General features: G+C 63.7%; 21 protein-coding genes. 10 read left to right on the top strand and 11 right to left on the bottom strand.

All coding sequences use genetic code 11. From position 1 onward, the window contains the following. Positions 1-139 precede the first annotated feature (139 nt). Genes C167_RS0130690 through purM form a run of 3 tightly spaced genes read right to left on the bottom strand, consistent with a single transcriptional unit; the run spans position 140 to position 2,578 of the window. On the bottom strand, positions 140-856 hold the full coding sequence (locus C167_RS0130690) for a DUF3108 domain-containing protein (RefSeq protein WP_017522139.1): 717 nt from the start codon (positions 854-856) through the stop codon (positions 140-142). A gap of 10 nt (positions 857-866) precedes the next feature. Continuing rightward, the gene (purN, locus tag C167_RS0130685; protein WP_017522138.1) at positions 867-1,517 is read right to left on the bottom strand and encodes a phosphoribosylglycinamide formyltransferase; all 651 of its coding nucleotides are present in this window, start codon (positions 1,515-1,517) and stop codon (positions 867-869) included. Then, positions 1,517-2,578, bottom strand: coding sequence for a phosphoribosylformylglycinamidine cyclo-ligase (purM, locus tag C167_RS0130680; RefSeq protein ID WP_017522137.1), 1,062 nt, complete (start codon positions 2,576-2,578; stop codon positions 1,517-1,519). Before purM ends, purN begins: the two co-directional genes overlap by 1 nt. 212 nt (positions 2,579-2,790) lie before the next feature. Between purM and C167_RS0130675 the strand changes: the two genes are divergently transcribed. Then, entirely contained in the window at positions 2,791-3,831 is a 1,041-nt protein-coding gene (locus tag C167_RS0130675; RefSeq protein ID WP_017522136.1) for a DUF2066 domain-containing protein, read from the top strand. A 145-nt stretch (positions 3,832-3,976) separates the two neighbouring features. Next, entirely contained in the window at positions 3,977-4,681 is a 705-nt protein-coding gene (hda, locus tag C167_RS0130670; RefSeq protein ID WP_026079383.1) for a DnaA regulatory inactivator Hda, read from the top strand. Positions 4,682-4,713: 32 nt separating this feature from the next. On the opposite strand, the gene C167_RS0130665 is transcribed toward hda, so the two are convergent. From C167_RS0130665 to arsC, 3 genes are read right to left on the bottom strand one after another with little or no spacing between them, the layout of a single operon-like run. After that, entirely contained in the window at positions 4,714-5,163 is a 450-nt protein-coding gene (locus C167_RS0130665) for a DUF2069 domain-containing protein (protein WP_017522134.1), read from the bottom strand. Next, positions 5,164-5,760 (bottom strand): NAD(P)H:quinone oxidoreductase, encoded by a 597-nt coding sequence (gene wrbA / locus C167_RS0130660; protein WP_017522133.1) that lies wholly within the window; start codon positions 5,758-5,760, stop codon positions 5,164-5,166. Continuing rightward, a complete protein-coding gene (arsC, locus tag C167_RS0130655) occupies positions 5,757-6,110 on the bottom strand; it encodes an arsenate reductase (glutaredoxin) (RefSeq protein WP_017522132.1) in 354 nt (117 codons plus the stop codon). The genes wrbA and arsC overlap by 4 nt, the downstream gene beginning before the upstream one ends. A 125-nt stretch (positions 6,111-6,235) precedes the next feature. On the opposite strand from arsC, the gene C167_RS0130650 reads away from it, so the two are divergent. Next, positions 6,236-7,465 (top strand): YihY family inner membrane protein, encoded by a 1,230-nt coding sequence (locus tag C167_RS0130650; protein WP_017522131.1) that lies wholly within the window; start codon positions 6,236-6,238, stop codon positions 7,463-7,465. Between the two features lie 167 nt (positions 7,466-7,632). Continuing rightward, the gene (locus tag C167_RS34040) at positions 7,633-7,827 is read left to right on the top strand and encodes a hypothetical protein (protein ID WP_017522130.1); all 195 of its coding nucleotides are present in this window, start codon (positions 7,633-7,635) and stop codon (positions 7,825-7,827) included. Positions 7,828-7,831: 4 nt separating this feature from the next. On the opposite strand, the gene C167_RS0130645 is transcribed toward C167_RS34040, so the two are convergent. Next, a complete protein-coding gene (locus C167_RS0130645) occupies positions 7,832-8,227 on the bottom strand; it encodes a hypothetical protein (protein WP_017522129.1) in 396 nt (131 codons plus the stop codon). 184 nt (positions 8,228-8,411) lie between these two features. After that, positions 8,412-9,821, bottom strand: coding sequence for a PilZ domain-containing protein (locus C167_RS0130640; RefSeq protein WP_017522128.1), 1,410 nt, complete (start codon positions 9,819-9,821; stop codon positions 8,412-8,414). Between the two features lie 30 nt (positions 9,822-9,851). Between C167_RS0130640 and C167_RS0130635 the strand changes: the two genes are divergently transcribed. Together C167_RS0130635 and C167_RS0130630 are read left to right on the top strand one after the other, a co-directional pair. Next, the gene (locus C167_RS0130635; protein ID WP_026079382.1) at positions 9,852-10,322 is read left to right on the top strand and encodes a TlpA disulfide reductase family protein; all 471 of its coding nucleotides are present in this window, start codon (positions 9,852-9,854) and stop codon (positions 10,320-10,322) included. Next, positions 10,322-10,597 (top strand): acylphosphatase, encoded by a 276-nt coding sequence (locus C167_RS0130630; protein ID WP_017522126.1) that lies wholly within the window; start codon positions 10,322-10,324, stop codon positions 10,595-10,597. Before C167_RS0130635 ends, C167_RS0130630 begins: the two co-directional genes overlap by 1 nt. A gap of 3 nt (positions 10,598-10,600) precedes the next feature. Here C167_RS0130630 and C167_RS0130625 read toward each other — a convergent pair whose 3' ends face one another. After that, positions 10,601-11,557: a hypothetical protein gene (locus tag C167_RS0130625; protein WP_017522125.1), complete on the bottom strand. Its 957-nt coding sequence runs from the start codon at positions 11,555-11,557 to the stop codon at positions 10,601-10,603. Positions 11,558-11,565: 8 nt separating this feature from the next. Continuing rightward, a complete protein-coding gene (locus tag C167_RS0130620; RefSeq protein WP_017522124.1) occupies positions 11,566-13,281 on the bottom strand; it encodes a proline--tRNA ligase in 1,716 nt (571 codons plus the stop codon). Positions 13,282-13,392: 111 nt separating this feature from the next. Between C167_RS0130620 and C167_RS0130615 the strand changes: the two genes are divergently transcribed. Then, positions 13,393-13,800, top strand: coding sequence for a PaaI family thioesterase (locus C167_RS0130615; RefSeq protein ID WP_026079381.1), 408 nt, complete (start codon positions 13,393-13,395; stop codon positions 13,798-13,800). An 85-nt stretch (positions 13,801-13,885) separates the two neighbouring features. Here the strand turns inward: C167_RS0130615 and C167_RS0130610 are convergent, their stop codons facing one another. Then, on the bottom strand, positions 13,886-15,208 hold the full coding sequence (locus tag C167_RS0130610) for an OprD family porin (RefSeq protein ID WP_017522122.1): 1,323 nt from the start codon (positions 15,206-15,208) through the stop codon (positions 13,886-13,888). A 716-nt stretch (positions 15,209-15,924) separates the two neighbouring features. Between C167_RS0130610 and C167_RS0130605 the strand changes: the two genes are divergently transcribed. The 3 genes from C167_RS0130605 (at position 15,925) to C167_RS0130595 (ending at position 18,506) form a co-directional block, all read left to right on the top strand. Further along, a complete protein-coding gene (locus tag C167_RS0130605) occupies positions 15,925-16,350 on the top strand; it encodes an HIT family protein (RefSeq protein WP_017522121.1) in 426 nt (141 codons plus the stop codon). 3 nt (positions 16,351-16,353) lie between these two features. Further along, positions 16,354-16,560: a SlyX family protein gene (locus C167_RS0130600; RefSeq protein ID WP_017522120.1), complete on the top strand. Its 207-nt coding sequence runs from the start codon at positions 16,354-16,356 to the stop codon at positions 16,558-16,560. 245 nt (positions 16,561-16,805) lie between these two features. Then, a complete protein-coding gene (locus tag C167_RS0130595) occupies positions 16,806-18,506 on the top strand; it encodes a ShlB/FhaC/HecB family hemolysin secretion/activation protein (RefSeq protein ID WP_017522119.1) in 1,701 nt (566 codons plus the stop codon). The last annotated feature ends 12 nt before the right edge of the window (positions 18,507-18,518 follow it).

Below are 18,518 nucleotides of genomic sequence, written 5' to 3'. Positions count from 1 at the left end.
GAGCGAGCTTGCTCGCGACCCTCACCTGGCGCTGCGGTATCGGGCGGTTCGCGAGCAAGCTCGCTTCTACAGAGGTACGGCCAGGGGCGCGGGCATGAAAAAGCCGGGCAATTGCCCGGCTTTTCTTTTCGCTGAAGGATCAGCCTTTCTCGCCCTGGACGGTCTTGCCGCCCACGGTGCCTTCCTTGAGCATGATCTGGTATTCCTTGCCGTCGGACTCCTGCTGGTACAGGCGCACAAGGATGAAGTCCCAATCCTTGGCAAACCAGAGGATGGTCTTGCGGTTGCTCTTGGTGGGGTCGCGCACGCGCTCCACCTTGATCGCGGTGATCAGGCCGGCCTGGGTGCGGACCTTCTCCTCGCCCAGCACGCGGAAGTCGTAGGTATCGGTATCGGTACCCTCGATCACCTGGTAGCTCATCGCCTTCTTGCCGACGGCCACGTCATGCTGCAGCGCAAGCTGGTAGGTGGACTTGTCCAGCTGGCCCTTGTTCAGCGGCTGGCGCACCTGGTCGCCACGGTCGCTGCCCAGCACCTGCTTTTCCGCCCAATCGAAATCGAGCTCGGTCTGCTTGTTCTTGCCCAGGCCTTCGCGGGCCCAACGATAGGTCAGCGGCAGGTAGGTGTCGTTCTCGACCTTGAAGGTGCTGCTTTCAGTCAGGCTGGCGAGCAGCATGGAGGCCTTGAAATCCAGTTCCCAGCGGCCGCCGTCGCCTTGCTTGAGGCTGCGGGAGGCGGTCCCGCTGATCGGCATCTGTTTCCAGTCGGCGGTATAGCTGGCCTCGAATGGCTTCAGCTCGAAAGCCTGGGCCGGCAGGGCCAGTACAGCCATCAGGAACAGCAGGGCTCTACGCATCGCGAATCTCCTAGGTTCGGTACAAATGGCCGGAGGCGGGCAGAAGCTGCCCATCCAGCGTGGCGCCATGTTCACTCAGCCTTACTCGGCCTTCGGCGAACCAGCGCATGGCCAGCGGATAGATCACATGTTCCTGCACGTGAACGCGCTGCGCCAGCGTTTCCGGCGTGTCGCCAGACTCTACCGGGATTGCCGCCTGTACGACCAGAGGACCGCCGTCAAGTTCCTCGGTGACGAAGTGCACGCTACAGCCATGCTCGGCGTCGCCGGCCTCCAGCGCACGCTGGTGGGTGTGCAGGCCCTTGTATTTGGGCAGCAGGGACGGATGGATGTTCAGCAGGCGACCCTGGTAGTGACGCACGAAGTCCGCGCTCAGGATGCGCATGAAGCCGGCGAGCAGCACCAGGTCGGCATCGAAGCCGTCGATGGCCTGGACCAGTGCGGCATCGAAGCTTTCGCGGTCGGCGTAGGACTTGTGGTCGAGGAAGCGCGTCTCGATGCCGGCCTTGCGCGCACGCTCAAGGCCGTAGGCATCCGCGCGGTTGGAGATCACCGCGCGGATCACTGCCGGCGTGTCAGCGCCGGCGAGACTGTCGATCAGGGCTTGCAGGTTGCTGCCGGAGCCGGAAATCAGCACCACGACATTGCAAGGTGTGGACATCAGTGGCCTTTCAGGTTGTTCAGGACCACGCGCTCGGCGTCGGCGGCGCAAGCGTCGATGCGGCCGATGACCCACGGCTGCTCGCCGGCGTCACGCAGGGCCTTGAGAGATGCCTCGACCTGGTCCTGGGCAACGCAGATGACCATGCCCACGCCGCAGTTCAGCACGCGGTGCATCTCGGTCTCGTCGACGTTGCCTTTTTCCTGCAGCCAGTCGAAGACCGCCGGACGCTGCCAGCTGGCTACGTCAACCACGGCCTGGGCGTTGTCCGGCAGCACGCGCGGGATGTTGTCCAGCAGACCGCCGCCGGTGATGTGGGCCATGGCCTTGACCGCGCCGGTCTGTTTGATCAGCTGCAGCAGCGGCTTGACATAGATACGGGTCGGGGCCATCAGCAGATCGGCCAGGGGCTTGCCATCCAGCTGGGTGGACTCGATGTCGGCGCCGGAGACTTCGATGATCTTGCGGATCAACGAGTAACCGTTGGAGTGCGGGCCGGAGGAGGGCAGGGCGATCAGGGCGTCGCCGGCGACCACTTTCGAGCCGTCGATGATGTCCGATTTTTCCACGACGCCGACGCAGAAGCCGGCCAGGTCGTAGTCTTCGCCTTCGTACATGCCCGGCATCTCTGCGGTCTCGCCACCGACCAGGGAACAACCCGCCAGCTCGCAACCGGCGCCGATGCCGGTGACTACGGTGGCGGCCACGTCGACGTTGAGCTTGCCGGTGGCGTAGTAGTCCAGGAAGAACAGCGGCTCGGCGCCGCACACGACCAGGTCGTTCACGCACATCGCGACCAGGTCCTGGCCGATGCTGTCGTGCTTGTTCAGGTTCAGCGCCAGGCGCAGCTTGGTGCCCACGCCATCGGTGCCGGAGACCAGAACGGGTTGCTTGTAGCCGGCCGGGATTTCGCACAGAGCGCCAAAGCCACCCAGGCCGCCCATGACTTCCGGACGCGCGGTGCGCTTGGCCACGCCTTTGATGCGTTCGACCAGGGCTTCGCCGGCGTCGATGTCCACACCGGCGTCCTTGTAGCTCAACGAGGGTTGCTTGTTGCTCATAAATCCAGGCCTATAGAAGGGATGATTCGTCTTGCCGCCGGGCGCGCCGTTTGCGCTTACCGGCCTGCGCGGGAGGCGCGGGATTTTATCAGGCTTGCCCGGCAGCGGCCATCTCGCGCTGTTGCCGCTGGCCGGACGGCTGTTTAAGGTATAGGCCTTCATTGCCAGCTCATAGCACGCTGGCATCTTCGTTTTCGCCGCGAGAGCCCGCCATGCGCCTGACCGCCCGCCTGTTGATCCTCTGCCTGTCGCTGTTCAGCCTGCCATCCTTCGCTGAAACGCTGGGCAACCTGTACCAGGTGCACGAACCGGTCGCCTCCCAGCAGCCGGACGAGCGCAATGCCGGCCTGACCCGTGCCCTGCAGACCCTGGTGCTGCGCCTGACCGGCAACCCCAGTGCCGCGCAGAGCCCGGCGCTGGCCGGTTACTTCAAGGACCCGCAGCAGCTGATCAGCCAGTACGGCTTCGAGAACGGCCCGCCCATGGCGCTGGTGGTGGACTTCGATCCGACCGCTACGGACAACGCCCTGCGCCAGGCCGGCCTGCCGGTCTGGGGCGCCAGCCGCCCGAGCGTGCTGGCCTGGTGGTTGAACGAAAGTGCCAACGGCAGCAGCCTGGTGGGCGACAGCCAGGAAGCCTCCGCCCCGCTGAATCGCGCCGCCCAGCGTCGCGGCCTGCCGCTGCGCCTGCCGATGGCTGATCTGAGCGAGCAGCAGATCGGCACCGCCGAGAACCTCAACGCCGCCCAGCCCGACGCGTTGAAATCCGCGTCCGAGCGCTACGGCGCAGATGCCCTGCTGGCGGTGGATGCCAAGGAAGCCGATGGCAAGTGGACCGCCACCTGGCGCGTGTGGATGGGGGACAGCCGTGAACAGGGCCAGGCCCAGGGTGATACGCCGGACGCGCTGGCCGATGCGGTGATGCTGGGCGTATCCCAGCGCCTGTCGCAGCGTTTCGTCGGGGCGGCCGGCACGGCGTCGGCTCAGGTCCTGCAGATCGAGGGCGCCGATCTGGCGCGCTACGCCGAAGTCTCCCGCCTGCTGGAGCCGATGGGTGCCAAGCTGGTGGAGGTCCAGGGGAACACGCTCGTCTACCGCGTGACCGCCAGCGCCGAGCAACTGCGCGCGCAACTGGCCCTGGCGCGCCTGCAGGAGGCCCCGGCCGAGCCCCCGCAGCCCGTGGTCGACGCCAATGGTCAAGCGGTGCCGAACGCGGCCGTGCCGGCACAGAACACCCTGCGCTTCCACTGGTAACAAACAGCCCGGGTGCGGGCAACGTCCCGCTTCCAGGCGCCGGCGGCTCTGAGTCGCACGTGGTAGCTGCGTTATCCTTCTGATTTGGATAAACTTTCAGTCATCAAGGCCCACCCCAAGCGATTGACCAAACGCCCGGCCCCGCATGACTCCTATGCAGCTTCCCCTAAGCGTACGCCTGCGTGATGACGCAACGTTCGCCAACTACTACCCCGGTGCCAACGCCGCGGCGCTCGGCTACGTCGAGCGTCTGTGCGAGCCCGAGGCCGGGTGGACGGAAAGCCTGATCTATCTCTGGGGTGCCGAGGGCGTAGGCCGCAGCCACCTGCTGCAAGCGGCCTGCATTCGTTCCGAGCAACTGGGTGAGCCGTCCGTCTATCTGCCGATGGCGGACCTCGTAGCCTATGGGCCGGAGATCTTCGACAACCTCGAGCAGCGCGAGCTGGTCTGCCTGGACGAGATCGATGCGCTGGCTGGCAAGCGTGAGTGGGAAGAGGCGCTGTTCCACCTGTTCAACCGCCTGCGCGACTCCGGCCGCAAGCTGCTGCTGTCGGCCTCGGTGTCACCGCGCGAGCTGCCGGTCAAGCTACCGGACCTGAAATCCCGCCTGACCCTCTCGCTGATCTTCCAGCTCCACCCGCTGACCGACGACGAGAAGCTGCGCGCCCTTCAGCTGCGCGCTTCGCGCCGTGGCCTGCACCTGACCGACGAAGTGGGGCGCTTCATCCTCACCCGCGGTGCGCGTAGCATGCAGTTCCTCTTCGACCTGCTGGACGAGTTGGACAAGGCCTCGCTGCAGGCACAGCGCAAGCTGACCATTCCGTTCCTCAAGGAAACCATGGGCTGGTAGGCCCGCAGTCCCCTTGATTCCTGGTTTCCCAATCAGGCGTTCGTCGCTTCCTGCTGCGGGTCCCGACCTTCGCCAGCCCGCTTGCGGTCGTACTGGAAACGCCAGCGCGTGTACATCAGTGCCGAGCAGAACAGCGACACGCTGAGGATGATCTCCGCCCAGCCGAAGATGGCGTGGTTGGGATCGAAGGCGTTGAGCACGCCGAGGATGAAGTACAGGTTGATCACGTAGCACGCCCAGGCATGGCCGCGCGCGCTGCCAATCAGGATACCCGGCGCGACCACCAGCAGCGGCAGCAGCTTGAAGCCCAGAAAGACCCACGGTACCCAGCGCGCGCCACCGTGGGCGTCGGCGAACAGCACATCCCAGATGGCGATGAGCAGGATCAGCCCGATGAAGCTGCCGAGGGCGACCGCGCGGCTGGCCGCCAGCCGGGGTTCTAGCCATTCCATGGGCGGCAGCGGTTTGTTCTTGCGGGCCATTCAGCTCTCCAGTTTGCGGGCGACTTCGGCCAGGCGCTTGCCCAGCGCGCGGCACAGGGTGATTTCGTGTTCGTCCAGGCTGCGCTTGCCGTCGGCCGTGGCGAAGTGGCTGGCGCCGTAGGGCGTGCCGCCACCGCGGGTCTCCAGCAGGGCGGGCTCACTGTAGGGGATGCCGGTGATGAGCATGCCGTGGTGCAGCAGCGGCAGCATCATCGACAGCTGGGTGGTCTCCTGGCCGCCGTGCAGGCTGGCGGTCGAGGTGAACACCGCCGCCGGCTTGCCCACCAGGCCGCCGGTCAGCCACAGGCTGCTGGTGCCGTCGAGGAAGTACTTGAGCGGTGCGGCCATGTTGCCGAAGCGGGTCGGGCTGCCGAGGACGAGGCCCGAGCAGTCCTTCAGGTCATCCAGGGTGGCATAGAGCGCGCCCTCCGGTGGGATGTCCGGTGCGACGGCTTCGCACTCGGTGGAAACCGCCGGCACCGTGCGCACGCGAGCTTCCAGGCCGCCCTGCTCGACGCCACGGGCGATCTGCCGCGCCATTTCGGCGGTGGCGCCGTGGCGGCTGTAGTACAGGACCAGTATGTAGGGAGCGCTCAAGGCAGGATCTCCAGCACTTTCTCCGGCGGGCGGCCGATGACCGCCTTGTCGCCGACGATGAGGATCGGCCGCTCGATCAGCTTGGGATGGCTGGCCATTGCCTCGATCAGTTGGTCGTCGCCCAGCGCCGGGTTGGCCAGGTTCAGTTCCTTGTATTCGTCCTCGCCGGTGCGCAGCAACTGGCGCGCGCTGATGCCCAGCTTGACGAGCAGTGCCTTGAGTTCGGCGCTGCTGGGCGGGGTTTCCAGGTAGCGAATGATTTCCGGCTGGATGCCGCGCGCTTCGAGCAGTTCGAGGGCGCCGCGGGATTTGGAGCAGCGCGGATTGTGAAAAATTGAAATCTGGCTCATGTGCCGGGACTCGCAAGGCCGATGAAGTGGCGGCTATTCTAACCGCCTCCTCGGACTGGACTGAACCGCTGTCGTTCGCCGCGATCCAGGAGTACGGTTTTTTCAGTGCAGCCAAAGGATATTTCATGCACGAACGCTTGCAGGGCCTGGTCGAATTCGGCCGCTATCTGGTCCAGCGCTTCCTCGCCGACAAAGCGCCCAACAGCGCTGCGGCCCTGACCTACACCACCCTGTTCGCGGTCGTCCCGATGATGACCGTGACCTTCGCCATGCTCTCGGCCGTGCCGGCGTTCGAAGGCATGGGCGAGCGCATCCAGCTGTTCGTGTTCCGCAACTTCGTGCCGTCCACTGGCGAGGCGGTCGAGGCCTATCTGCGTAACTTCACCGTACAGGCGCGCCACCTGACCTGGCTGGGCGTGGCTTTCCTGGCGGTCACCGCCTTCACCATGCTGGTAACCATCGAGAAAGCCTTCAATGCCATCTGGCGCGTGCGCCAGCCGCGCCGGGGCGTGACCCGCTTCCTGCTGTACTGGGCGATTCTCAGCCTCGGGCCGCTGCTGCTGGGCACCGGTTTTGCCGTGTCCACCTACATCACTTCGCTGTCGCTGCTCTCCGGCCCCCATGCGCTGCCGGGGGCGGCGATGCTGCTCAAGTTCATGCCATTGCTGGCCAGCGTGGCGGCCTTCACCTTGATCTATGCGGCGGTGCCCAACGCGCGGGTGCCGTTCCTGCATGCACTGGCTGGCGGTGTCTTCACCTCGATCCTGTTCGAGGCGGCCAAGTCGCTGTTCGGCTTCTACGTGAGTTTCTTCCCCGGCTACAAACTGATTTACGGCGCTTTCGCCACAGTGCCGCTGTTCCTGCTGTGGATCTGGCTGTCGTGGCTGATCGTGCTGTTCGGCGCAGAGTTGGTCTGCAACCTGTCCTCGACCCGTCTCTGGCGGCGTCGCGCCCTGCCGCGGCTGTTGGTGATCCTGGGCGTGCTGCGGGTGTTCTTCGACCGCCAGCGCCACGGCCTGCCGACGCGCCTGGTGCATCTGCACCGCGCCGGCTGGCTGCTGCCGGAGGATGAATGGGAAGAGGTGCTGGATTTCCTCGAGGGGGAGCAACTGGTCTGCCGCGCCGGTTCTACCACTGCCGCCTGGGTGCTCTGTCGCGACCTCGGCAGCTACAGCCTGCACCATCTGCTCAATCGCAGCCCCTGGCCATTGCCATGCCTCGAGGCCTTGCCAGCGGAGCTGGACGAGCCCTGGTATCCGGAACTGCGGGAAACCCTGGCGCGCTACCAGGCGGATCGGCAGGCGCTTTTCGGTGACAGCCTGGCGAAATGGTTGAAGCCGTCACATTCCGAGTGACGCAAAACGTCAGTTTGCGGCGATTCTGATTCTTTCGGCCCCGCAATCCGCCTCAGAAATGCGCCATTTCTCGCTGTATCGGAATTGGCACAGTTCTGGCTATGGTCTGGCTATGAAGCGGACGGACACAGATGTCCTGAAGAAGTTCCTCCAAGGCCAGCGAATCCATGAAAAAAGACCAGAACAACGTAGTGCACCTGCATCAGCGCGATCTGTCGAGCGCCCTGGAGCGGTTGAATAGAATCACTGGTCTGCAATTCAGCAGCTGGCCTGAATCGCTCCTTCCTACTGTTCCACAGGACATCGCCGAACCCGCTGCGGCTGAACCGGCGGACGAGGCACCGGTGCGTCAGCTGGGCTGAATCGTCAGAGGCTGGTGGCCACCGGGCGCGTTGCGCCGGCCTGCTGTTCCACCGCCTGCATGAAGACTTCTTCGGCGATGACGCGCGACAGCGGGATGGCTGCGCGCAGCTTGATCTGCGCATCCTCGATCCGCTGGGTAAACGCCAGGCGCGCCACGCCCGAGAGCAGGATGCGGCTCTGCTTGTTGACCGTGCCATGATCGACCACCACTTCCCGGCTGCGCTCACCATCTCGGTAGCTGAGCAGCAGCGTCACCGGCAGTTCCGCCACGCCGGGCAGATGTAGCCAGACCGCGACATTGAAGTCGGCCAGTCGTCCCCCGCTGGCCGCATTGGCTGGCCGTGCGCCGGCGACAATATGGCTGGGAACCTTGCTGACAAGCTGGTCTGTAGGCTGCATCGGGCTGTCCTGTCGATGGAGGCTGGCGTACATGGCGCCAGTCGCATTCTGAAGGCCGCTGAATGATCGGCGAGCGAGAGTCGTCCAGGAGTCAGGACGAACGTTCGAATTATAGGGATGAGGCTTCCGGGCATTCCGGGCTTACTGCCGATCTTGCCTGTGACATTTCTCCCAAAATCGACAATCAGGCCAGGCGCAGTGGGTGGCGGGCTACCAGTGGCGTGCTGAGGTTGGCGGCGGGCAGCGGCAGGATGGTCTGGTTGTCGAAGCTGGCCAGTTGCAGCCAGAGGTTCTCGCCTTCGACGAAGTTGCCGTGGGGCACCCAGAGCCCGTGATACCAGCCGTTGCCCGGCTCCGGCGTGCTCTGCAGGACGCCGGGATGGCGCTGCGCGTCGGGTGTACGGCGCAGCCAGACCGGGCGGGGAAGTCCTTTGAGGTAGCGCAGGCCGAGGTGCAGTCCTTCGCTGTTGAGATGGCGCCAACGCACCACGGCCAGGGTGGGTGTGCCGCCGTTGCCGGGTATCAGCAGCAGTTGGCCGACCGGGAGCTGCCCTGCCTGCTGGCCGCTACAGAGGATTCGCGCGCCGCCGGCGCTGACGTCCATCAAGGCGGCTTCACGGCACGGGATGGCCGAGCTGTCCAGCAGGTGCTGCTGGATCGCCGGAAGGCCTACAACCACTCGACAGGTGCCTGTCTGCTCGGCGCGCTCGTGGCGGCGCGCCTGGTGCCCGAGCCAGTGGTGGCGGATGCGCTCCAGCAGCGCGCCTTGCTCCAGGCGGCGCAGCGGCGCGGGATCATGCAGGGCGATCAGCAGCGCGCCCAGTTCCAGGCGACGTAATTGCTCGGCGGGCGCATCGACGGCCTGCTCGGCGGCCAGACAGGGTTGGTCGGAGCCCAGGTCGACCACGAAGCCTTCCTGTTCTTCATCGTCCCAGGGCTGAAGCCGGCCCAGCGCGGCCAGTGGCGCCAGGGCGCTGAATAGCTGAGGCGCCTCGCCATCGGTGAGGTGGAACGGATTGCTCAGGGCCAGCAGCAGGATCTGCTGGTACAACCCGCGCAAGGTGCCGGCCGGCACCGGATCGAAAGCGGCGGCGACCGGTTCGTCCAGGCACTCCTGATGCTCGCCGATCCAGTACAGCAAGTGGCTGTCGCGCCAGAGGTTGCCGGGCGGCTGCTGGTACTGCTGATAGTGGCGCAGCAGCGCCTGGGCGAGGAAATGCTGGGCCATGTACAGGCACCAGGCCATGTGTGGCCGCGACGGCTTGCGGCCATGCAGAATCTGCAGGAGCAGGCGCTTGAAGCCGGCGGCCAGTTCGCCGCAGAAGTGCACGAAGAGGGCGGGCGGCGTGCGCTCCTGGCGTATCAGCCGTTCGTAATGCCGGTATTCTTCGCTGAGGCTTTGCAGGGCGCGTTGTCTTTCCAGTAAGGTCAGCGCGCATCGGTTGAGGCGGAACAGCGTGCCCAGCGCTTTCTGCAGTCCTTCCTGCAGGGGCTGCTGCCGCGATTCCTGGAGCCTGACCGCCAGATTGCTCATTGCCTCGGCATCTTCTTCGAGGATGTCCGGCACCTCCAGGCGCAGGGCATCGAGCATCATGACCACCCCGCATACACGAGGATTGAAGGCATGGGAATGCGGCTCCGTATTGTGATGGGCTTGATGGCCGGCCTGATCCTGGCCGGCTGCTCGGCGGACTATGGCACCGATCAGCATGGACAGAAAGTACCCGCTGCAAGCGTAGATGGCCAGTGGCTAGTCATTAATTACTGGGCTGAGTGGTGCGCGCCTTGCCGCAAGGAAATTCCCGAACTGAATCATCTGGCCGAGGAGGGCAGGTCGAAGGGCTTCCGGGTGCTGGGTGTGAACTTCGATGGGCTGCGCGATGCCGAGCTGGCAAAGGCATCCCAGGCGCTGGGCGTGCAGTACACCGTGCTGGCCGACGACCCTGCACCGCGCTACAGCCTGCCGCGCAGCGAAGCACTGCCTGTCACCTATATCATTGACCCTGACGGCAAGATGCGTGAGCAGTTGCTCGGCGAGCAGACCGCCGCCGGCCTGCAGGCGCGCCTGAGCGCGTTGCGCGAGGAGAAGCAGTGATGGCCAGGATCTGTCTGCACGGCTATATCAGCGGCAAGGTGCAGGGCGTCTGTTTCCGCCAGAGCACCCAGGAACAGGCCGAGCGCCTGGATATCGACGGTTGGGTGCGAAATGTCGCTGACGGGCGCGTCGAGTTGTTGATCGAAGGTGAGGAAGAGGCGCTGCGCGAGCTGGAGAAATGGCTGGCGCGCGGCCCGGTGAAGGCCAAGGTGGCGGCGGTAGAGCTGCAGCCGATGACACCCCAGGGTATCACCGGCTTTATCGTTCGCCGCTAGGCGTCAGTTACTGGCGCCGGGATCTGCTGCCAGGCGACCGGCGTCGGTCATCAGGCTGCGGAGGAACTCCTTCTGCAGTTCCGGATCGTTGCGGGTCAGCTCGATCAGGCTCTGCTCCAGTTCGCTCGCTTCCTCCTCCAGACCAAGGTCGGAAAGGCGTTTCACCCGGTGTACCCAGTGGTGCACATCATCACCTTCCAGGTCGTCGTAGATCAGCGCGTGGGCTTCCCGCAGCTTGCCGCGAAGCGTGCGGCTGACCAGCAGGCTGGCATCCGCGCGCGTATCGTCCGCAGGGTCCTGAACGCTGAACTGCAAGCGGCCGATTCGGCTGACCTCGTCGTCGCTGAAGGGACCTTCCAGCAGGTTCAGGCGCAATACGCCGTGGCGGTCGGTCAGCAGTTCCTGGGAGTTCTTGCCGGCGGTGACGGTGACCGGGCGCTCCGACCAGGGCAGGCTGGAGTACTCGGTGCGCTTGTCGCGCTGCTTCTCGTCGATTGCCGCCAGGTTCTGCTCGGCGCGGCCGTTGGACTGGACGTTCATGAACGGGTTCATGCCGTCTATGCCATAGCGGATCCAGCCGCGGGTGACGCTCTCGGGCAGGTTGCCCAGGGCGAACACGTTGACCACATTGGCGCCGATACCCCCGACGAAGGCGACCACGCCCAGCGGCATCTCGTACACCTTGCGCCAGCCCTGGTACGGCGTGTAACGGTCGTAGCGGCGAGTGACTTCGAACTCGGTGACTTCGAACGTCTTCTGTTCCTGCACGCGGATCCGGCGCTGCGGCAGTTCCAGGGTGCCCGGCGTGCCTACGTCGATCTGCAGGCTGTGGTCGAGCAGTTTGCGTTCGACTCGCTCTTCATGCTCGCTGCGTTGCGGCAGCTGGTTGGCGCAGCCGCTCAGCAGAAGGCTGCCGCACAGGGCGGCAGCCGCGAGGCTAGTGGTACTTCGGGTGGACATCGCTCTGCTCAGTTGCGGATCTTGGCCGTGATGAAGGCTTGCAGGTCGGAGAGGGCAACCGGTTGCGACTCGGCGTCACGGCGGCCCTTGTATTCCAGGGTGCCTTCGTCCAGGCCGCGCTCGCTGACCACGATGCGGTGCGGGATGCCGATCAGCTCCATGTCGGCGAATTTCACGCCGGGGCTGGTCTTCTTGTCGCGGTCGTCCAGCAGCACTTCGAAGCCGGCGGCGCTGAGGTCCGCGTACAGCTTGTCGGTGGCGGCGCGCACGGCTTCGTTCTCGTACTTCATCGGCACGATGGCGATCTGGAAGGGCGCCAGGGCGTCCGGCCAGAGGATGCCGCGGTCGTCGTAGTTCTGCTCGATGGCGGCGGCAACCACGCGGGATACGCCGATGCCGTAGCAGCCCATGATCAGGGTGACCGGCTTGCCGCTCTCGCCCAGTACGGAAAGCTTCATGGCTTCGCTATACTTGGTGCCGAGTTGGAAGATGTGGCCGACTTCGATGCCGCGACGTATGACCAGGGTGCCCTTGCCGTCCGGGCTCGGGTCGCCTTCGACGACGTTGCGCAGGTCGGCGACTTCCGGTACCGGCAGGTCGCGTTCCCAGTTCACGCCGAAGTAGTGCTTGTCGTCGACGTTGGCGCCCGCGGCGAAGTCGCTCATCAGCGCAACGGAACGGTCGATGATGCAGGGCAGCGGCAGGTTCAGCGGGCCGAGGGAGCCGGGTGCGGCGCCGATGGCGGCCTTGATGTCCGCTTCGCTGGCCATCTGCAGGGGGCTGGCCACCAGTGGGTGGTTGCCGGCCTTGATCTCGTTGAGTTCGTGGTCGCCGCGGACGATCAGGGCGATCAGCTTGCCTTCTTCGGCAGCGTGCACCACCAGGGTCTTGATGGTCTTCTCGATCGGCAGGCCGAATTTTTCCACCAGGGCGGCGATGGTCTTGGTCTCGGGGGTGTCGACCAGGCGCAGCTCTTCAGTGGCGGCGCCGCGAGCGGTCTCGCGGGGCAGGGCCTCGGCTTTCTCGATGTTGGCGGCGTAGTCGGTGGATTCGCCGAAGACGATGTCGTCTTCGCCGGAGCCTGCCAGCACGTGGAACTCGTGGGAACCGCTACCGCCGATGGAGCCGTTGTCCGCCTGCACGGCGCGGAAATCCAGGCCCAGGCGGGTGAAGATCCTGCTGTACGCGCCGTACATGACGTCGTAGGTCGCCTGCAGGGATTCCTGGGTGGTATGGAAGGAATAGGCATCCTTCATGATGAATTCGCGCCCGCGCATCAGGCCGAAGCGCGGACGAATCTCGTCACGGAACTTGGTCTGGATCTGGTACATGTTGATCGGCAACTGCTTGTAGCTGTTCAGCTCGTTGCGCGCGAGGTCGGTGATCACTTCCTCGTGGGTCGGGCCGACGCAGAAGTCGCGGTCATGGCGATCCTTCAGGCGCAGCAACTCTGGGCCGTACTGCTGCCAGCGGCCGGATTCCTGCCACAGTTCGGCGGGCTGGATGGCGGGCATCAGCACTTCCAGCGCGCCGGCGGCATTCATTTCTTCGCGAACGATGGTCTCCACCTTGCGCAGTACCCGCAGACCCATTGGCAGCCAGGTGTAGAGACCGGATGCCAGCTTGCGGATCATGCCGGCGCGCAGCATCAGCTGATGGCTGATGACGACCGCATCGGAAGGGGTTTCTTTCAGGGTGGACAGCAGGTACTGACTGGTACGCATCTTTGGCCGTTTTGTCGGTTGCGAAGGGGGATATAGGCTGGGCATTGTACGGTGCAGGTCTGGCTGCGTACAGGGCGCGGCAGACGGAGACGGAGGAGTGGCGTGAGTCGTTTGAATGCAGCCCAGGTACAGGCGTTCATCCGCACGGGATTACCGATGGCGGACGAGATGGACTTCCGCATCGATGCCCTGGAAGGGCGCAGCGCCTTTGCGCGCATTCCCTTTCACGGAAAGCTGGTGCGGCCCGGTGGAACGATGTCCGGGCCGACCATCATGGCCCTGGCGGATGCGGCGATGTATGCGGTGATCCTGGCGCAGTTGGATAACGTCGAGATGGCCGTTACTTCCAATCTCAATATCAACTTTCTCAGCAAGCCAAAGCCCGAAGACCTGTTGGCGGAAGCGAAGATATTGAAGCTGGGGCGTCGGCAGGTTGTTTGCGAAGTAGCTGTCTATTCGGTCAGCAATCCGCAGGAGTTGGTTGCCCATGTAACCGGCACCTATGTATTGCCGATGTAACAGATACGTTCGAAGTTGTAGGTAAGTTGCAATAAAAAAGCCCGGCGGAAGCCGGGCTTTTTCGTTACCTGCGGTTCGCTCTGGATTACAGAACGGACAGCGGGTAGTCGATGATCAGACGGAACTCATCGATGTTGCCTTCAGCCTGGTCGGCGTTGGCGCGGTGCCAGGCCTGACGAGCACGGAAGGACAGGTCTTTCGCCGGGCCGCTCTGGATGACGTATTTGGCTTCCAGGTTGGTCTCGCGGTGTTTGCCGTCCGGACCGTAGCCGTAGTTGGCGTAGGGGCTGTTCGGATCGATCTTGTCGCCGTCGATGTCCTTACCGTAGATGTAGCGGCCCATGAAGGTCAGGCCCGGAACACCGTACTCGGCCATGTTCAGGTCGTAGCGGCCTTGCAGGGATTTTTCACCCGGGCCGTTGAAGTCGGAATACTGAACGGAGTTGGCGAGGAAGATCGAGTCGCCGCCGGCGTTGTTGTCGCCGATACCGATGTAGTCGAACGGAGTGTTGCCGTTCACTTTCTGGAAGGCCAGGGTCAGGGTATGCGCGCTGATGGTGTAAGCGGCGGCCAGCGAGAAGGTGTTGTTGCTGATGTCGCCGAGTTTGGCGGAACCTTCGTCGCGGGTGTTGTAGTAGTTGAAGTCCAGGCCGAGGGACTGATTGTCAGCGATCGGCAGGGTGTAGTTCAGGTTCACGTAGTACTGGTCCCACAGGTCTTCGACCTTGGCGCCGTACAGCGAAGCGGAGAACTGATCGTTGATGGCGTACTTGCCACCCAGGAAGTCGGCACTGTTGGCGGTAACGCCACCGTACTGGGACCAGATCTCACCGTCGCGGTTGGTGGTGTCCTGACCGGTACCGGAGTAGAAGTGACCGCCTTCCAGATCCAGGCCGTCGATTTCGCTGCTCATCAGGCTGAAGCCGCTGGCGGTTTGCGGCAGCAGGCGGGTGCCGCCTACAGCGAACACCGGCGCGGTGGGCTGCATGTCGCCGAATTTCAGCTCGGTCTTGGAGATACGGATTTTGACCGCTGCGCCGGCTTTGCCGAAGTCGTCAGCCTTGTCGCCGTCATCGTGGACCGGCAGGTTGCCGGTGCCGCCGTAGCCGCTGCCGCCATCGAGTTTCAGGCCCAGGTAGCCGAAGGCGTCAACGCCGAAGCCCACGGTGCCCTGGGTGAAGCCGGAGTTGTAATTGGCCCAGAAACCTTGGGTCCAGTCACGGGCATCGGTGGCGCCGTCTTTCTTGTTGCGATTGAAGTAGTAGTTGCGAACCAGGAAGTTCAGGCTGCTGTCTTCGACAAAGCCTTTTGCATCAGCCTGATTGCCTACGAAGGGCTCGGCCATTGCCAGTTGCGTGCTGCCTGCAGATACCGCCAGGGCGATGGCGCTCCACTTCATCACTTTCATTGTGATTGCTCCTTTGGTTTTGAAATTATTCGCCATCACTCATGCCGCTGTGACGGCTCTTTCTTTTTTTGTCGGCGCTAACTTATAGCACGCGTGTTCAGTTGGCGATAGTTGCCCAAATGAACACACAAATTCTTTACGGGACTGTCGCAAAGCTGCATGACGCATGTCGCATTCAAGCAGTTCTCATGTTGCAAAAAGAGATTGCCCCCTGATTGCTTCAGTGATGCTTCAGTCCTTGTGGTTCTCTATTCCATTGACCACTTCTTATGATCTCCCGCCTCCGCGTCCATTTCTCCAATTGGGATGGCCGTCGGTGCGCTGTCCTTGCCTCTAGCAACAAACGTGCACAAATGCTCGAAGCTGCCTTCACAGTGTTCGTCTTGCGACGTGTTGACGCATTTCACGGCTTCCGTTGGGGATTTGCAACATCCGCGAGCACCCATGTCGTTTTCTGGCATCCCGTAGTTGTGGCTGTTTAAACGATTTTTCGCCGCCAATCGCCGTGATTGCCGTGCAGATTCCTGCACGCGCCTGTTGTCGGGATATATCAATTCGCGTCATGCGCGATGCCGGTGCAGCGTTGCAATGGGTGTGCACCGGCACGATGCGTCGGTCGGGCATGTTCGCTGGAGGGGCTCTCTAGTATTCTTCGCGCCCTTCGGCTCCTCCAAGGAGCTAGGCTTAAACAAGGCTCGTCGAACAGGAGAGGTCTTATGTTCGCCCTGGATTCCCGCCTCCAGCAGGACACCGTCGCGGTGGGTGATTTCCCGCTGAGCAGTCTGCTATTGATGAACGACTCGCAGTATCCGTGGTTCATCCTGGTTCCGCGTCGCGAAGACGTCAGCGAAATCTTCCAGCTGGATTCCACCGATCAGCAGCAGTTGTGGCGTGAAGCGACTCAACTGGCTGAAGTGCTCAAGGACACTTTCGATGCGGACAAGATGAACGTGGCCAATCTCGGCAACGTCGTCAGTCAGTTGCACGTGCATGTGATCGTGCGCAAAAAGGACGATATCGCCTGGCCGGGGCCGGTCTGGGGCAAACATCCCGCCGTTCCTTATAAAGAGGAAGAGCTGGCGCGGGTGCGTGAAAAGCTGCGCATGGCGCTGGGCGATGGTTTTCGCTTCAGCCAGGAGTGAGCGATGGATCTGGAAAACCGGGTGACCGATCTGGAAAGCCGATTGGCCTTCCAGGATGATGCGCTGCAGACCCTCAGCGATGTGGTCTACGAGCAGGAGCGCGTGATCGAGCGCCTGCGCATGCAGATGCAGGCGTTGCTCAAGCGTCTGGAGGATCTGCAGGGGCAGGTTGGCATCGCCGAAGATGACACTCCGCCGCCGCATTACTGAGTCTTGCCTTGCTTTCACGCCGCTCTCCAGACGCAACTCGGTTCCCAGTCGTCGGCTGGCGTTGGTATCTGGAGGGGGCAATCGGGCGTACAAGTAAGCGTCGTTTGTGCGCTGCGTCTCTCATGGATTGGGAAATAGCCTACATCTCGTCGGGATAATGGCCTAGAGGCATCATGTATCAAATATGATCCAATCCGTCTTTTGGGATGGACTGGCCGCTCGGCCAGATGACAGGGATCGTAAGGATGCATGTGCTCAACCGTGGCTGGATGCCCCTCCTGGCATTCTGCTTTGCCTCGGCAAGCTTTGCCGCACCACTGCCCACACCGGGTGACAACGACCTCCAGCGCCAGCGCCAGGAACAGCTCCTGCGCGAGCAGCAGAAGCGCCTGGAGGAGCTCCAGCAACTCCCCGGCAAGGCGCCCAGCGAGGAGCGCCCGACTACGGCGCCGGACACCCGTTGCTTCACTATCCGCAGCATCGTCCTGGAAGGCGCCGAGCATCTCGATGCGCGTGCCCGCGAAAGGCTGCTGGCGCCCTATCGCGATAAATGCCTGGGAGTGAATCAGCTCAACGAGCTGCTCAAGGGCATCACCGATCACTATCTGAATCGCGGATTCGTCACCACCCGTGCCTACCTGCCACAGCAGGATCTGTCCAGCGGCGAGCTGAAGGTCATCGTGGTCGAAGGTCGCTTCGAAGGTTTCGACCAGTCGGAGCTGGCCAGTGATCGCGAGCTGGCGATGACCTTTCCCGGCGTTACCGGCGACGTCCTGAACCTGCGCGAGGTCGAGCAACTGGTCGACCAACTCAACCGCCTGCCTTCGCGCCAGGCCCAGATGGAGCTGGTGCCGGGCCAGGAAGTCGGCGGCAGCCGCGTACAGCTCAAGGGCGAGCGCAGCAAGCCCTGGCGCGTCTCCGCCAGCCGCGACAACAACGGCGACGCCAGCTCCGGCGAACAGCAGGCCGGCGTCGGCCTGGACTGGGACAGCCCGCTGGGCCTGGCCGACCAGTTCGGCCTGCGCTACGGCGAGGACGTGGTCAGCGACCACTGGAAGCACTCCGACAACCAGAGCCTGTGGTACAGCGTTCCGTACGGCTGGTGGACCTTCAACTACGGCTACAGCCGCAACTACTACCGCACCCGCAACGAAGACGCTGGTTTTGCCTTCAAGTACGACGGCGACAACGAGACCCACCAACTGGGCGCCCAGCGCGTGCTGCTTCGTGATGATGTGAGCAAGACCGGCGTGAACTTCGGTCTCAGCCACCAGCGCACCCGCAACTACATCGACGACACCCTGCTCGACGTCTCCAGCACGCATCTCAGCGAATTCAGCCTGGGCTTCAACCATGGTCGACGCATCGGCAGCGCTTTCGTCAACGCCGATATCGGCTGGCAACGCGGCATCGGCGCCTTTGGCGCGCAGAGCGATGACCACGACGCTCCCCACGGCAGCCCGACCGCCCGCTACAACAAATACAGCCTGACCCTGAGCTACCTGCAGCCGTTCAAGCTGTGGGACGAGGCCTTCAGCTTCGAAAGCCTCGCCACCGGCCAGCGTAGCGAAGACGCCCTCTACAGCCCCCAGCGCATCAGCCTGGGTGGCCTGAGCTCGATCCGTGGCTTCAAGGACCAGACCCTCTCCGGCGATTCCGGCTACTACTGGCGCAACCAGCTGCGCTGGCGTCGCGCCGTGACCTGGGAGCCGCTGCTGCCCTGGGTGCAGGAGTATGGCGTGGCGTATGCCTATGACTTCGGCGCCATTCGCCACGACCACTACAACACCGGTGTCAGCGGGCGCATGAGCGGCCACGGCGTGGAGTTCAGCGCGCGTGGGCAGTTCGCCGCTGCTTCCGTGACCCTGGCGCGCTCGCTGGAGCGCCCCGACATCATCGAGCGGCGCGAGCACCCGGTTTATTTCCGCGTCGACCTCTTCTTCTGAACCGCTTTGCTC

It is taken from the genome of Pseudomonas nitroreducens TX1 (assembly GCF_000313755.1).
Classification (GTDB): Bacteria; Pseudomonadota; Gammaproteobacteria; order Pseudomonadales; family Pseudomonadaceae; genus Pseudomonas; species Pseudomonas nitroreducens_A.
The sequence above is the reverse complement of the archived record's forward strand: the minus strand, read 5'-3'. Positions and strand labels throughout refer to the sequence as shown.

What these genes read in the sequence shown, in the direction of transcription:
- C167_RS0130645 (WP_017522129.1), bottom strand. Translation starts at nt 8,227, where the DNA reads ATGCAGCCTACAGACCAGCTTGTCAGCAAGGTTCCCAGCCATATTGTC.
- hda (WP_026079383.1), top strand. Translation starts at nt 3,977, where the DNA reads ATGACTCCTATGCAGCTTCCCCTAAGCGTACGCCTGCGTGATGACGCA.
- C167_RS0130595 (WP_017522119.1), top strand. Translation starts at nt 16,806, where the DNA reads ATGCATGTGCTCAACCGTGGCTGGATGCCCCTCCTGGCATTCTGCTTT.
- C167_RS0130610 (WP_017522122.1), bottom strand. Translation starts at nt 15,208, where the DNA reads ATGAAAGTGATGAAGTGGAGCGCCATCGCCCTGGCGGTATCTGCAGGC.
- C167_RS0130620 (WP_017522124.1), bottom strand. Translation starts at nt 13,281, where the DNA reads ATGCGTACCAGTCAGTACCTGCTGTCCACCCTGAAAGAAACCCCTTCC.
- arsC (WP_017522132.1), bottom strand. Translation starts at nt 6,110, where the DNA reads ATGAGCCAGATTTCAATTTTTCACAATCCGCGCTGCTCCAAATCCCGC.
- C167_RS0130630 (WP_017522126.1), top strand. Translation starts at nt 10,322, where the DNA reads ATGGCCAGGATCTGTCTGCACGGCTATATCAGCGGCAAGGTGCAGGGC.
- C167_RS0130690 (WP_017522139.1), bottom strand. Translation starts at nt 856, where the DNA reads ATGCGTAGAGCCCTGCTGTTCCTGATGGCTGTACTGGCCCTGCCGGCC.
- C167_RS0130665 (WP_017522134.1), bottom strand. Translation starts at nt 5,163, where the DNA reads ATGGCCCGCAAGAACAAACCGCTGCCGCCCATGGAATGGCTAGAACCC.
- C167_RS0130675 (WP_017522136.1), top strand. Translation starts at nt 2,791, where the DNA reads ATGCGCCTGACCGCCCGCCTGTTGATCCTCTGCCTGTCGCTGTTCAGC.
- C167_RS0130650 (WP_017522131.1), top strand. Translation starts at nt 6,236, where the DNA reads ATGCACGAACGCTTGCAGGGCCTGGTCGAATTCGGCCGCTATCTGGTC.
- C167_RS0130635 (WP_026079382.1), top strand. Translation starts at nt 9,852, where the DNA reads ATGGGAATGCGGCTCCGTATTGTGATGGGCTTGATGGCCGGCCTGATC.
- purN (WP_017522138.1), bottom strand. Translation starts at nt 1,517, where the DNA reads ATGTCCACACCTTGCAATGTCGTGGTGCTGATTTCCGGCTCCGGCAGC.
- C167_RS0130605 (WP_017522121.1), top strand. Translation starts at nt 15,925, where the DNA reads ATGTTCGCCCTGGATTCCCGCCTCCAGCAGGACACCGTCGCGGTGGGT.
- purM (WP_017522137.1), bottom strand. Translation starts at nt 2,578, where the DNA reads ATGAGCAACAAGCAACCCTCGTTGAGCTACAAGGACGCCGGTGTGGAC.
- C167_RS0130600 (WP_017522120.1), top strand. Translation starts at nt 16,354, where the DNA reads ATGGATCTGGAAAACCGGGTGACCGATCTGGAAAGCCGATTGGCCTTC.
- C167_RS34040 (WP_017522130.1), top strand. Translation starts at nt 7,633, where the DNA reads ATGAAAAAAGACCAGAACAACGTAGTGCACCTGCATCAGCGCGATCTG.
- C167_RS0130625 (WP_017522125.1), bottom strand. Translation starts at nt 11,557, where the DNA reads ATGTCCACCCGAAGTACCACTAGCCTCGCGGCTGCCGCCCTGTGCGGC.
- C167_RS0130640 (WP_017522128.1), bottom strand. Translation starts at nt 9,821, where the DNA reads ATGATGCTCGATGCCCTGCGCCTGGAGGTGCCGGACATCCTCGAAGAA.